The 12,557-nt window shown below is 58.1% G+C and carries 14 protein-coding genes; 10 read left to right on the forward strand and 4 right to left on the reverse strand.

Annotated elements, in window-relative coordinates:
• Positions 1-35 precede the first annotated feature (35 nt).
• The 3 genes from OH720_RS17555 to OH720_RS17565 all read left to right on the forward strand — a co-directional run bounded on the left by OH720_RS17555 (position 36) and on the right by OH720_RS17565 (position 3,720).
• The gene (locus OH720_RS17555; RefSeq protein ID WP_272602217.1) at positions 36-1,622 is read left to right on the forward strand and encodes an ABC-F family ATPase; all 1,587 of its coding nucleotides are present in this window, start codon (positions 36-38) and stop codon (positions 1,620-1,622) included.
• 300 nt (positions 1,623-1,922) lie between these two features.
• On the forward strand, positions 1,923-3,119 hold the full coding sequence (locus tag OH720_RS17560) for an MFS transporter (RefSeq protein WP_272602218.1): 1,197 nt from the start codon (positions 1,923-1,925) through the stop codon (positions 3,117-3,119).
• Between the two features lie 160 nt (positions 3,120-3,279).
• Positions 3,280-3,720, forward strand: a complete 441-nt coding sequence (locus tag OH720_RS17565) for a tail fiber domain-containing protein (RefSeq protein WP_008061339.1) — start codon at positions 3,280-3,282, stop codon at positions 3,718-3,720.
• Between the two features lie 28 nt (positions 3,721-3,748).
• Here the strand turns inward: OH720_RS17565 and OH720_RS17570 are convergent, their stop codons facing one another.
• Together OH720_RS17570 and OH720_RS17575 are read right to left on the reverse strand one after the other, a co-directional pair.
• Entirely contained in the window at positions 3,749-4,786 is a 1,038-nt protein-coding gene (locus tag OH720_RS17570) for an alpha/beta hydrolase family protein (RefSeq protein WP_272602219.1), read from the reverse strand.
• Between the two features lie 181 nt (positions 4,787-4,967).
• Positions 4,968-5,579, reverse strand: a complete 612-nt coding sequence (locus OH720_RS17575) for an FMN-dependent NADH-azoreductase (protein WP_008061341.1) — start codon at positions 5,577-5,579, stop codon at positions 4,968-4,970.
• 131 nt (positions 5,580-5,710) lie between these two features.
• Here OH720_RS17575 and OH720_RS17580 point away from each other — a divergent pair, with 131 nt between their 5' ends.
• Both OH720_RS17580 and OH720_RS17585 read left to right on the forward strand, forming a co-directional pair.
• Entirely contained in the window at positions 5,711-6,619 is a 909-nt protein-coding gene (locus OH720_RS17580; RefSeq protein ID WP_272602220.1) for a LysR substrate-binding domain-containing protein, read from the forward strand.
• The gene (locus OH720_RS17585) at positions 6,616-6,975 is read left to right on the forward strand and encodes an MmcQ/YjbR family DNA-binding protein (RefSeq protein ID WP_180206451.1); all 360 of its coding nucleotides are present in this window, start codon (positions 6,616-6,618) and stop codon (positions 6,973-6,975) included. The genes OH720_RS17580 and OH720_RS17585 overlap by 4 nt, the downstream gene beginning before the upstream one ends.
• Before the next feature lie 11 nt (positions 6,976-6,986).
• Here OH720_RS17585 and OH720_RS17590 read toward each other — a convergent pair whose 3' ends face one another.
• Positions 6,987-7,397, reverse strand: a complete 411-nt coding sequence (locus OH720_RS17590) for a DUF1294 domain-containing protein (RefSeq protein WP_272602221.1) — start codon at positions 7,395-7,397, stop codon at positions 6,987-6,989.
• Entirely contained in the window at positions 7,394-8,224 is an 831-nt protein-coding gene (locus OH720_RS17595) for an undecaprenyl-diphosphate phosphatase (protein ID WP_272602222.1), read from the reverse strand. Before OH720_RS17595 ends, OH720_RS17590 begins: the two co-directional genes overlap by 4 nt.
• Before the next feature lie 289 nt (positions 8,225-8,513).
• Here OH720_RS17595 and pnuC point away from each other — a divergent pair, with 289 nt between their 5' ends.
• The 5 genes from pnuC (at position 8,514) to OH720_RS17620 (ending at position 12,517) form a co-directional block, all read left to right on the forward strand.
• Complete coding sequence (gene pnuC, locus OH720_RS17600) at positions 8,514-9,077, forward strand: nicotinamide riboside transporter PnuC (protein WP_272602223.1); 564 nt, start codon at positions 8,514-8,516, stop codon at positions 9,075-9,077.
• Entirely contained in the window at positions 9,074-9,598 is a 525-nt protein-coding gene (locus OH720_RS17605) for an AAA family ATPase (protein WP_272606472.1), read from the forward strand. Before pnuC ends, OH720_RS17605 begins: the two co-directional genes overlap by 4 nt.
• Positions 9,599-9,930: 332 nt before the next feature.
• Positions 9,931-10,368, forward strand: coding sequence for a hypothetical protein (locus OH720_RS17610; protein ID WP_272606473.1), 438 nt, complete (start codon positions 9,931-9,933; stop codon positions 10,366-10,368).
• A 1-nt stretch (position 10,369) separates the two neighbouring features.
• The gene (locus OH720_RS17615) at positions 10,370-10,948 is read left to right on the forward strand and encodes an adhesin (protein ID WP_272602224.1); all 579 of its coding nucleotides are present in this window, start codon (positions 10,370-10,372) and stop codon (positions 10,946-10,948) included.
• Between the two features lie 51 nt (positions 10,949-10,999).
• On the forward strand, positions 11,000-12,517 hold the full coding sequence (locus tag OH720_RS17620; RefSeq protein WP_272602225.1) for a heme utilization protein: 1,518 nt from the start codon (positions 11,000-11,002) through the stop codon (positions 12,515-12,517).
• Positions 12,518-12,557 lie beyond the last annotated feature (40 nt).

Below are 12,557 nucleotides of genomic sequence, written 5' to 3' on the forward strand. Positions count from 1 at the left end.
CCCTAGCTACTCTGAATGCTTCGCAGGAAAAACCTTTGATTTCTACAGCTAACATCACGATGCAGTTCGGCGCCAAGCCGTTGTTCGAAAACGTTTCGGTCAAATTCGGCGCGGGCAACCGCTACGGCCTGATCGGCGCCAACGGTTGCGGCAAGTCGACCTTCATGAAAATCCTCGGTAGCGACCTTGATCCATCCGGCGGCCAGGTCATGCTGGAACCGAACGTGCGCTTGGGTAAACTGCGCCAGGACCAGTTCGCCTACGAAGAATTCACCGTGATCGACACCGTGATCATGGGTCACGAAGAGCTGTGGAAGGTCAAGGCCGAGCGCGACCGCATCTACTCGCTGCCGGAAATGACTGAAGAAGACGGCATGGCCGTGGCCGAGCTGGAAACCGAATTCGCAGAAATGGACGGCTACACTGCCGAATCCCGTGCCGGTGAACTGTTGCTGGGCCTGGGTATCGGCATTGAGCAGCATTTCGGCCCGATGAGCGAAGTTTCCCCAGGCTGGAAGCTGCGAGTATTGCTGGCTCAGGCGCTGTTCTCCGATCCTGAAGTGCTGCTGCTCGACGAACCAACCAACCATCTGGACATCAACACCATCCGCTGGTTGGAAAACGTTCTGACCCAGCGCTCCAGCTTGATGATCATCATCTCTCACGACCGTCACTTCCTGAACAGCGTGTGCACGCACATGGCTGACCTGGACTACGGCGAGCTGCGCCTGTTCCCGGGCAACTACGACGAGTACATGACCGTGGCGACCCAGTCCCGCGAGCAACTGCTGTCGGACAACGCCAAGAAGAAAGCGCAGATCTCCGAGTTGCAATCGTTCGTCAGCCGCTTCTCGGCCAACGCCTCGAAAGCCAAGCAGGCGACCTCCCGCGCCAAGGCGATCGACAAGATCCAGCTGGCCGAGGTCAAGCCTTCGAGTCGTGTGAGCCCGTTCATCCGTTTCGAACAGACCAAGAAGCTGCACCGTCAAGCGGTCATCGTCGAACGCATGGCCAAAGGCTTCGACGGCAAGCCGCTGTTCAAGGATTTCAGCTTTGTTGTTGAAGCCGGCGAGCGCGTGGCGATCATTGGCCCGAACGGTATTGGTAAAACCACCCTGCTGCGCACCCTGGTCAACGAACTGACCCCGGATGCCGGCACCGTCAAGTGGACCGACGCCGCAGAGCTGGGCTATTACGCCCAGGACCACGCCCATGACTTCGAAGAAGACGTCACCCTGTTCGACTGGATGGGCCAGTGGACCCAGGGCGAGCAGATGATTCGTGGCACCCTGGGCCGCATGCTGTTCTCCAACGACGAGATCCTCAAGTCGGTCAAGGTCATCTCCGGTGGTGAGCAAGGTCGCATGCTGTTCGGCAAGCTGATCCTGCAAAAGCCGAACGTGCTGGTGATGGACGAACCGACCAACCACCTGGACATGGAATCCATCGAAGCGCTCAACCTGGCACTGGAAAACTACCCGGGCACGCTGATCTTCGTCAGCCACGACCGTGAGTTCGTATCGTCCCTGGCTACCCGCATCATCGAGTTGAGCCCTAACGGCGTGACCGACTTCAGCGGTACCTATGACGATTACCTGCGTAGCCAGGGTGTGGTGTTCTAAGGGCAGCTATTAGTTTCAAGCTGCAAGCTGCAAGCTGCAAGTAAAAGCCCTGTCCTTTGTGACGGGGCTTTTTGCATTCAGACTCATGATTTTCTGTGGTGTCGAAACCTTCGCGAGCAGGCTCGCTCCCACAGGGGAATGCATTTCAAATGTGGGAGCGAGCCTGCTCCGGGCGGCGCTCCGACGATGAGGCCGTCAAGATCAACGAGAATATCAAACCAAATTAGTTAGCCTGCTTTCTTTTATTCCGCCACCGCGCCATCATGCAGTTCTCCCACCGCCGCCCGCGAACGAGCCCTCATGTCTGCGCAAGAACAGCCACCGCAAAGCTCCATGGCGATCACCTTGCAGATCGTTTCCATCGTTTTCTATACCTTTGTCGCCTTCCTCTGCATCGGCCTGCCGATTGCGGTCTTGCCGGGGTATGTCCATGAACAGCTCGGGTTCAGCGCCGTGGTCGCCGGGCTGACCATAGGCTCGCAATACCTGGCCACCCTGCTCAGCCGGCCCATGGCCGGGCGCATGTCGGACAATGTCGGTACCAAGCGCGCGATCATTTATGGCCTGTCGGGGATTGTCCTGAGTGGCGGGCTGACCTTGCTGTCGGTGTTATTGCAAAGCTTGCCCCTTCTCAGCCTGTTGATCCTGATCGCCGGCCGCCTGCTGCTAGGGATCGCCCAGGGATTGATCGGTGTCGGAACCATCAGTTGGTGCATGGGCCAGGTCGGCGCCGAACACACCGCACGCTCGATCTCCTGGAACGGCATCGCTTCCTACGGCGCCATTGCCATTGGTGCGCCGGCGGGCGTGGTGATGGTCGATCAGCTGGGGTTCGCCAGCCTGGGCATCGCGTTGTCGCTGATGGCCCTGGCGGCGCTGCTGCTGATCCGCAACAAACCGTCGGTGCCGGTCATTCGTGGTGAGCGTCTGCCGTTCTGGGCGGTTTTCGGGCGTATTGCACCGTTTGGTGCAAGCCTGAGCCTGGCCTCGATCGGCTACGGCACCCTCACCACTTTTATTACCTTGTATTACATCAATCGTGGCTGGAGCGGCGCGGCGTATTGCCTGACGGTATTCGGAGTGTGCTTCATCCTGGCCCGGTTGTTGTTCATTTCCAGCATCAGCCGTTTTGGCGGCTTCACTTCGGCCATCGCCTGCATGACCATCGAGGCCGTCGGCCTGGCACTGCTGTGGCTGGCGCCTTCGACCGGCTATGCCTTGATCGGCGCCGGCCTGACCGGTTTCGGTCTGTCGCTGGTGTATCCAGCGCTGGGCGTCGAAGCGATCAAGCAGGTACCCAACTCCAGTCGCGGTGCGGGCTTGAGTGCTTATGCGGTGTTTTTCGACCTGGCCCTGGCGATTGCCGGTCCGTTGATGGGTGCGGTGGCGTTGAACCTCGGGTACTCGTGGATTTTCTTTTGCGCTGCGTTGCTGTCCGTCACCGGACTTTGTCTCACTTTGTTGCTATCACGTCAGGCTGCAAGCCAGACTAGTTGAAATAACCACATAACAAAAACCATAAAAGCATTTCAAAATACAACAACAAGTAATATCACGCATCAATTAACGCAGAGTGCCATCGTTGCTTTGATTATCAACTTTGACAAAATCGTAGACGAAACATCTACATTAAACTCTTGCTCGGAAAGAATAGACGATGCGAACCGCTCTAACACTCCTTACTCCATTGCTGGCGTTCTTAATTACCCCCACTGCAAACGCCGAAAGTTCGGTTCAACAGCAAATCTGCCACAACGGTGTCTGCTATGATGTTGGCGGCCCGCCGGGCTCTGGCGGCATTGGCGGCGATTGCTGCCCATTCAGCGATGAACGCCTGAAACAAAACGTACAGCGCCTGGAAAACCCGACGGAGAATCTGCTCAAACTCCGTGGCGTGACATTCAACTGGAAACAAAACGACCAGGCTGACGTCGGCCTGATCGCGCAAGATGTACAAAAGGTCTACCCACAGTTGGTACGCACTGAAGGTGATCACCTGCAAGTGGACTATCAAAAACTTGTTGCACCATTAATCGAATCCGTTCGCGAACTGAATGCCAGGGTTCAAACCCTGGAAACAGCCTTGGCAAACAAGTAACGAATTATAAAAGACCTCTGCTCGCCGTTCATTGATCGGCGGTCTGCATCCCGGCCCGCGTCGCCCTGCCCAGCGTGCGAGAAAAAAAGCGCCCGGCTTCGAAGATCAAGTTGCGGTGAATGTCCACACGATCGACCCCCTCGGCATCGGTGCACAGGGCCGGCATGTTGACGATCTGTTCGTCATTGCAGGGTGCCATGAAGACGAAATGCCCGGCCCCGGCGAGCAGTTTGAAGTCAGGGGCGACGGGCAGCTTGCGCGCCAGGGCAGCGGCGTTCTTGTCGGGAGCCACCAGCTTGTCGCCATCGCCGCTGTAAAGCAGTACCGGGACATGCACATCGGCCAGGGTATGACGGCCGAACTTCAGGCTCAGTGGCGCCATCAGCAGTAACGCATGGACCCGCGGATCGGCCACCGGCTGCAAATCGTCGCGGTCGACGATCAGTTCACCCTGGGTATTGCAGGCATCATGGTCGTCCGGGCGTTCCTGGCAGTAGCGGCGCAGACGATCCAGGTCCGGGGTCGCGCCGGACAATATCAACGCTGTCTCACCGCCTGCCGAATAACCGATGACCCCGACCTGCTCGGCATTGACGTAGGGTGCGAGCATGGGATCGCCTAAGGTCGCGGTGATGGCTTCGGAAATCTGGATCGGCCGTCCGTACAGGTTGCTCAAGGTGCCCAGGCGGCTGTGGTCTTTGGAGTTGTCGCCCGGATGAATCACCGCCACCACTACAAAACCCTTGCGTGCCAGCGACGTGGCCAGGTCATGCAGGGCCAGCGGCGTGCCGGTGTTGCCATGGGACAGCATCAGCATCGGAAACCGGCCCATGGCGACTTTGGTGTCTTCGCCGGCTTCGACGGTGTAACCCTCAAGCCTGCTGGAGTGTTCCTTGGCGCTCGAAGGATAAAAGGCAATGGCACGCATCGGTTGCAAATCGAGCGGATCAAGAAAACTCATCTCATGAAAACCGACGCTCCAGTGAGGATGCGGCGCAGGTGCTGCGTGCACTGGATTCAGGCTGGCGAGCAGACAGATCAGTAAACCTGCACAAAGACGCACCATAGGATGCCCCACCTGCTACCGGAACGGAGACGTTAAGCCTCGACTGCATAACTCGGGCCACAATTCGCAACAACAATTGGCAACAGCCAGAAACAAAAAACTCTGCATCTGCCACTTGCGTGAACAGAATACAGAGTTTTTTGGGGATTGCCTGCAGCGGCAGTGGGTCTTTACCCAAGCCTTACGCGGCGGCGAACAACTGCTCGCTGATTTGCGCCTGGGCATCGCTCATGGCTTTGCCGCGCACTTCGTCACCGTAGGCCAGGCCGTGGGCGCGGACGAACTCGATGTCGGTGATGCCGATGAAACCAAACAACACCTTCAAGTAGTCTTCGTGGGCAACACCGGTTGCCTGGCCGGCGTGCAGGCCACCGGAAGTCGAAACGATCACGACCTTCTTGCCACCGCACAGGCCTTCAGGGCCGGCTTCGGTGTAGCGGAAGGTCTGGCCGGCAACGGCAATGCGGTCGATCCAGGCTTTCAGTTGGGTCGGGATGGTGAAGTTGTACATTGGCGCTGCAATAACCACGGCATCGGCGGCGAGGAACTCGGCCAGGGTCGACGCGCTCAGCTGAGCTTCGTGCTGTTGGGCGGCGTCGCGCAATTCAGCGGTAGTACCCGCTGCGACCAGGGTGGTCGAAGAGAAATGGCTGATAGCGTCGGCAGCCAGGTCACGGTAGGTCACCACGGCGGACGGCTCAGCGGCTTGCCAGGCTTTGACGACTTCGCTGCTCAGCTGACGGGAAGCCGAGTTGTCACCAAGAATGCTCGAATCGATATGCAGCAGTTTCATGTGGGATCTCCAGGTGAGGATCGCCGCCAGGGCGATCTGATGGAGACAATCCTACAGACGAAACCAATAGCTGATTAGACTGCAACAATGCGATAGTTTGTCTCACTGATAGAACGATCGAGTAAGCGCCCATGCAAGACCTTAACGACCTCTACTATTTCGCCAAAGTCGTCGAGGCCGGCGGCTTCGCGGCCGCCGGACGTTTGCTGGGGATTCCCAAGTCGCGACTGTCGCGGCGCATTGCCGAACTTGAAGAGCGCCTGGGTGCACGCTTGCTGCAACGCACCACTCGCCAGCTGAAACTCACTGCTGTAGGCGAGCGCTATCTGCGCCATTGCCAGGCGATGTTACTGGAAGCGGAAATGGCTGACGAAGCCGTGGCCAGCATGTCCAGCGAACCGCGCGGGCGCTTGCGGGTCTCTTCCCCGGTCGGCCTGGCACACGAAATGCTGCCGGGGGTGATCAGCAACTTTCTGGAGAAGTATCCTCAAGTCCAGCTGGAGGTGATGCTGGTCAATCGTCGCGTAGACCTGGTGACCGAAGGCGTGGACGTTGCGTTGCGCGTACGCGAGCCGGGTGATGAAGATCCGCTGCTGGTAACCCGCCGCCTGCGCCAGGCGCAGATGCTGATGGTCGCCAGCCCCGCCTTCCTCCAGGGGCTCGAGATCAATCACCCCGATGACCTGAAAAACCTGCCGGTGCTCGGCGCCCTTGAGCCCGATCGCCTTGTGCACATTGGCCTGGTCGATCGCCAGGGCAAAAAATACGAGCTGGCCCTTGAAGCACGGTTGGGCATCGACGACTTCATCGTGCGAAAGACTTGCACACTGGCCGGCCAGGGTTTTACCACGCTGCCGATGATGTATTGCGAACAGGAACTGGCAAACGGCTCACTGGTACAGTTACTGCCCGAGTGGTCGTTGCCAGGGGGCTGGCTGCAGGCGGTCTACCCTCATCGACGCGGCGTGATGCCGGCCGTGCGTGCCTGGCTCGACCATCTGATCGAAACATTCAATGCATGTGGGGATCGCTTGATATGAAGGCAGGACGCATGAACGAGGCCGACGTGGCGGCTTTTTGCCTGGCATTGCCGGGAGCCCGTGAGGACTACAAATGGGGTGGTGTGCGGGTATTTTCGATTGCAGGTAACAAGATGTTCGCCTTGCAGAACCTGCGCGGCGAGTCCCTGGCGTTCAAGGTCGACAAGGACCTGTTTCTCGGCCACTGCGACCGTCCGGGTATTCACCCGGCGCCTTATCTGGCGCGGGCCCAATGGATCATCATGGCCACGCCCTACCCGCTTGGCGCCGAGGAACTACAAGGCTTGCTGCGGCGCTCCCATCAACTGGTGGTGAGCAAGTTACCCAAGCGCACCCAAGTCGGCCTGCTGCTCTAGTACTTGCAGGGTCAGACCAGTGCGAACAGCTGCGCCCCCAGGAATAACCGGTCGATCCAGAACACCTGGTGCAGCAGGACAATGATCCAGAACACCAGTTGAAAGGACACCTTGCGCGTCTTGTGCCGGAACACTTGCTGCGCGAGCAAGGCGCCCGGCCAGCCGCCGGCGAACTCCAGCGCATGCAGGACGTTTTCCGGAGTGCGCCAGTGATCAAAGCGCGCCTTGCGCTTGTCGCTCCAGTACAGCAGGAACGCCAGCACGCTGACAATGCCGTAGGCCGCCAGGGGAATCAGCGAAACCCCTTGCAGCCACAACGACATCGAACCGAACAGCGGCAGCGCGCACAACATGGCGAACAGCAACAGTTTCAGGCGCACATTGCGGATGCTTGCCCCGTTGCGCGTGCTGACATCGTTCATGGCTTGACTGCGGTCCAGTCAACCCAACCAAACTGCCAGGTAGCCAGGATCAGCAATCCGAACACAATGCGGTACCAGGCAAACGCCGCGTAGCTGTGGCTGGCGATGAACTTGAGCAAGCCCCTGACCGCAATCATCGCGAAAATGAACGCAGTGACGAAGCCAAGCGCAAACACCGGAAAATCCGCAGGCACAAAAAGGTCGTGGTACTTGTAACCCGAGTACACCGCTGCACCCACCATGGTCGGCATGGCCAGGAAAAAGGAAAACTCGGTAGCGGTCTTGCGCGACAGGCCGAACAACAAGCCGCCGATGATCGTCGAACCGGAACGCGAAGTGCCCGGAATCATCGCCAGGCACTGGGCCAGGCCGACTTTCAGGGCGTCTTTCCAGGTTATGTCATCGACGCTTTCGGCATGCACTTCGTGCTGGCGCTTTTCAGCCCACAACATGACGATCCCGCCCACGACCAATGCGGTGGCCACCGTGATCGGGTTGAACAGGTAGTGGTGAATCAGGTCGGCGAAAATCACCCCGAGAACCACTGCCGGCAGGAAAGCTATCAGCAGGTTGGCGGTAAAGCGTCGGGCACTGGGCTGCGTCGGCAGGCCGACGACCACGTCGAAAATCTTGCGCCGAAACTCCCAGACCACCGCCAGGATGGCGCCAAGCTGGATAATGATGTTGAACGCCATGGCGCGCTCGCCACCAAAATTGAGCAAGTCGGCGACAATAATCTGGTGCCCGGTACTGGAAATGGGCAAGAACTCCGTCAGCCCTTCTACAACGCCAAGAATCAAAGCCTGAAAGGCCGTCCAAAGATCCATCAATCCCCCAAAAGGCTATGCGTCGACGCATGCCCCGTTTATTTATTCAAAGCTGTTTACTGTAAATCAGCGTCGTTTCATCCCGCGCGCACAAGCCTACGCAAAAAATTCGAGCGTTTCGTGAAAAATCAGTTTGTTTTCAGGTTTTTGCGTGCGGGGACGAAATCCTAGCAGACAAGTGCGCGTTTCGCTGCCGCGTTGTCGACACCGGGGAAGCGCTGCAACAAGCCTCTTCGCCGTAATCCGGTTACAATCGCCCCCCCCTCTTCGATTTCTCCAAGGAACCTGCATGTCCGGGCTTGAACTGTTTGCCGCTACCCTCGGCGTCATTGCCGTCTGGTTGACGGTTAAACAGAACCCCTGGTGCTGGCCGATCGGCCTAATCATGGTGCTGATCTACAGCTGGATCTTTTTCGAGGTCAAGCTGTATTCGGACATGTTGCTGCAAGTGATCTACGCCGCATTGCAGATCTACGGCTGGTGGCAGTGGACCCGCGCAGGCCAGGCACATCACGGGCGCGAGGTCAGCCGGCTGGACGGGCAAGCGGTGGCGTTCGGGCTGGCCCTTGGCGCGCTCGGCAGCCTGTTGCTGGGCGCCGCCATGGCGCACTGGACCGATGCCGCGCAACCCTGGCTCGACGCCGCCCTCACGGCCTTCAGCCTGGTGGCGCAATGGTGGATGGCGCAAAAGCGCCTGCAGTGCTGGCCGCTGTGGATCGTCCTGGACTGTGTCTTCGTCGGCCTGTTCCTCTATAAAGGGATGTACCTGACGGCGGCCCTGTATTTCCTGTTTTTCCTTCTGGCCATTCAAGGCTGGCGCACATGGCGCAGCGATCCGCTGCTGTGCCCATGAAGGTACTGGTGCTGGCAGGACCGGAATCGAGCGGCAAAAGCTGGCTCGCGAACGAGATTCACGCCAACTTCGGCGGCATATTGGTCGGCGAGTACGTTCGGTATTTCATCGATAATGAAGCCCGGCTAACCTGCTACGAAGACATCACGCCCATAGCACTTGGCCAGCTGACTTGGGAAGATGAGGCACGTGCGAAACAGCCGTCCCTGTTGATTCTCGATACACACCTGTTGAGCAACATCCTATGGAGTCGCACGTTGTTTGGCGATTGCCCAACGTGGATTGAACAGGCATTGCAGGAGCGCCATTACGACCTGCACCTGCTGCTAAGTCCTGAGACAGTGACCTGGCATGACGACGGTCAGCGTTGCCAACCGCAACTGGCAGAACGCCAGGCGTTTTTCCAGGCCAGCCGCCAGTGGCTAGAGCTGCACCGCCAGCCTTTTCAGGTACTGCAAGGTGACTGGCAACAACGCAAGGACGCGGCATTCGACGCTGTCGCGCGCTTGCTCACGGCTTGACAGGGCGGCTACACCCTGCCGAAAACGTCCATTTCTGAAACACCCTCCCCTGCGCAAACCCTCGAGTTAGAGCGGTTTGAGCATTTTCGCCAGAAAATGTTAAGCCACTGATACAAATTGCCTTTAACGACCTTAGCGAGCAATGCCGCCAGCATGGACGGCGCTTTTGCCTGGCGTTGTCTCAATGGCGTTACAAAGTGTTTTTCATCACCTCAACAGTTAAAGCCAAGCCACTGTTATTAAAAGCAAAACCAAAAACGGCACACCTTCTGCTCTCTTCCCCTGCAACGCTGATAAGGGCCAGCGTTCCACTTACAGAAGGAATTGCCGTCGTGGGGAAATTTGATAACCGTCTCTATAGTCTCCTGCTGGTCGGATGTGCACTTAGCTCAACGGTCTGCCTGCCTGTACAAGCTGACAACGGCATCATTGTCATCAAGCGTGATGTCCAGGTGCGCAACGCAACCGTTCCAGCGCTCGTCCCCGATCCCAACCCCACGACCGTCAACGCCAATCCGTCCAAACAGGTCCTCGCTCAAACCAACGAGTTGAGCGACGGTGACTTTGCCGGCGTCGCCAGTGGTGCAGGCATCTCCCGCCTGGTGACGCAAAACACCAACAACCTGGGCGGCAATATCAGCAACCAGACCCAGCTTTCCAACCTCCCCGCCGGGCGGTCGGGCAATTCCGGCAGCGGCATTGCCAACATGGTCAATTCAAACGTCCAGCAGGGCCTGGGTGCCCTGAGAATCTTGACGGGAGACCGTTAAGATGAATCGTACGCTGCTGCTGATTGCCATGTTTTGCAGTGCATCGACCTTCGCCCAATCCCCCGTCCCCGTCATCAATAACGCCGAAATTGACGGTTCGGGCGCGCAGTACCAGGGCAACTTCGCGGTCAACCAGGCCGCCGGCGACCTGCAGCAACAGGCTAATGCCCGGGCTATCGCCGCGGGTCACAACGCCAGCGCGACCACTGAGATTCGCCAACGGTTGCGCACCATTGTCGACCCCAATATGGATGCTCGATCCAGCATTCAAGGCGACTCCTTCAGCCATGGCAATGGCGCGTTGGGCGTCAACCAGAGCGCGGGTGCCAGCAACCAGCAAGCCAATGCGCTGCGGATCAGCACCAGTGCCCAGCCGCAAAGTATCGATGACAGCGTCCTCATGCAACAGAACGTGACGCTGCTCTACAACTCCGATCCAACTGACTCTGCACCAGGCTATCGCCAGGTCACTACCAGTGACCAGGCTTTCACCGGTAGCCGTGGGCTCATTCAGTTGAATCAGAGCGCCGGGGTGGGAAACCGCATGGCCAACACCCTCAGCGTACGGGTCGTGGACTGACCCAAACAGGTAATAACAACACTTAACCTAAAATAAGTACGGAGAATCACCATGAAACCTTCGATGGCATTAAAGCCTCTGGTTTTCGCAATTGCTGCGGTCATGGCTGTTGCTGTACAAGCTGGGCAAAACGATCGGCGTGGTAACCATCATCACAACGGCGGCCACCACAACCCTCCTGCAAAAATGGTCCCTATCAGTGCGACTGCCAATGCTTACGACAGACAGAGCAGCACCAACAACCGCATTTATAATGAAGGGGTAGAAAACTCGGCCGAGATGAGCAGTTCGGCCCAAGGCGCGAGCGGCAACGTCGGCGTCAACGTGGCGGCAGGTAACGGCAACCAGCAAGACAACGCCGCCGCCATCGCCAACGCAGCCTCCGACAACGCCGCGATTGATAACAGCTTCGTGTTCGGCATGGCCACTGCCACCGCTGACGTGAGGCAAACCAGCAACCGTAACCGCGTCGACAACTTCGGCGTAACCAACACTGCCACGATGAGTGGATCCGCCGACGGCAGCAGCGGTAACGTGGGTGTCAACATTGCTGGCGGCGATCTGAACCAACAGAAAAACACCATGGCAATTGCCAATACCAATGCTCCACTCGGTAGCGCAAGAGCCACCGCCTCCGCCAACCAAGACGGTCCTGGCCTGATCGTGAATAACACCGCTGACCGGACCTATCGCGTAGATACCATTACGGTTACCAAAACCGCTAGCGGTAGTGCCTCTCGCGAGAAGTCCTTCGAAGCCAGCGGCAGTCAAAGCAATTCGTCGAGCTGGGCCGCTGCCGGTTCCAAAAACTCTAGCTCCAGCGGTTCCTTCAGCCTGGATGCAAGCGGTTCCAAAAGCAGCAATGCAAGCGGATCCAACAGCAGCAGCGCAAGCGGTTCCTTCAGCCTGGATGCAAGCGGTTCCAACAGCAGCGCTGCAAGTGGTTCCAACAGCAGCAGTGCAAGCGGCTCATCGAGTGCTTCTCTGAATGCTTCACTGGACGCGACCCTGGACGCTGCGGCGGCGGCTTCCCACTCCACTACCGTCAACAACGGTTGGGGCGATCGCACCCGCAGCAGAGAGTCCGAGGCATCGCTTAGCGCTTCGCTTAGCGCAACGCTCGACGTGTCGGTAGACAAATCGTTCGACAAATCTCGCGAATCCTCGTTCGACAGGTCTCGCGAATCCTCGTTCGACAAGTCTCTCGATGTCTCGTACGACAAATCCCGTGAATCCTCGTACGACAAATCGCGCGATTCCTCGTTCGAAAAATCGTTCGACACTTCGTTCGAGAAAGCCAACGCGTCGTCGTTCGATAAATCGGGCAGCAAGTCGTCCGAATCCGAGTACGCAAAAGCGAAAAGCTGGAGCGAAAGCAGCTCGTATGATTTGAGTAACACCTACTCTTATCAAGTGCTGACTCCAACCGGCTGGGCCAACCCTGTGACCAACACTGCAACCCTGAGCGGTTCGGTGAACGGCGGCAGCGGCAACCTGGGTGTCAACGTGGCTGCTGGTGTGGGCAACCAACAAAGCAACTCGTTGGCCATCTCCAACCAATCGTTCTAATGCTGTCTGCAGAGGCCCCCGTCCGGGGGCCTTTTTAAAC

The sequence above is a fragment of the Pseudomonas sp. WJP1 genome (assembly GCF_028471945.1).
Classification (GTDB): Bacteria; Pseudomonadota; Gammaproteobacteria; order Pseudomonadales; family Pseudomonadaceae; genus Aquipseudomonas.

Coding starts and splice junctions, on each gene's coding strand:
- OH720_RS17615 (WP_272602224.1), top strand. CDS start 10,370: ATGAATCGTACGCTGCTGCTGATTGCCATGTTTTGCAGTGCATCGACC.
- OH720_RS17590 (WP_272602221.1), bottom strand. CDS start 7,397: ATGAACGATGTCAGCACGCGCAACGGGGCAAGCATCCGCAATGTGCGC.
- pnuC (WP_272602223.1), top strand. CDS start 8,514: ATGTCCGGGCTTGAACTGTTTGCCGCTACCCTCGGCGTCATTGCCGTC.
- OH720_RS17575 (WP_008061341.1), bottom strand. CDS start 5,579: ATGAAACTGCTGCATATCGATTCGAGCATTCTTGGTGACAACTCGGCT.
- OH720_RS17560 (WP_272602218.1), top strand. CDS start 1,923: ATGTCTGCGCAAGAACAGCCACCGCAAAGCTCCATGGCGATCACCTTG.
- OH720_RS17565 (WP_008061339.1), top strand. CDS start 3,280: ATGCGAACCGCTCTAACACTCCTTACTCCATTGCTGGCGTTCTTAATT.
- OH720_RS17570 (WP_272602219.1), bottom strand. CDS start 4,786: ATGGTGCGTCTTTGTGCAGGTTTACTGATCTGTCTGCTCGCCAGCCTG.
- OH720_RS17580 (WP_272602220.1), top strand. CDS start 5,711: ATGCAAGACCTTAACGACCTCTACTATTTCGCCAAAGTCGTCGAGGCC.
- OH720_RS17605 (WP_272606472.1), top strand. CDS start 9,074: ATGAAGGTACTGGTGCTGGCAGGACCGGAATCGAGCGGCAAAAGCTGG.
- OH720_RS17620 (WP_272602225.1), top strand. CDS start 11,000: ATGAAACCTTCGATGGCATTAAAGCCTCTGGTTTTCGCAATTGCTGCG.
- OH720_RS17595 (WP_272602222.1), bottom strand. CDS start 8,224: ATGGATCTTTGGACGGCCTTTCAGGCTTTGATTCTTGGCGTTGTAGAA.
- OH720_RS17585 (WP_180206451.1), top strand. CDS start 6,616: ATGAAGGCAGGACGCATGAACGAGGCCGACGTGGCGGCTTTTTGCCTG.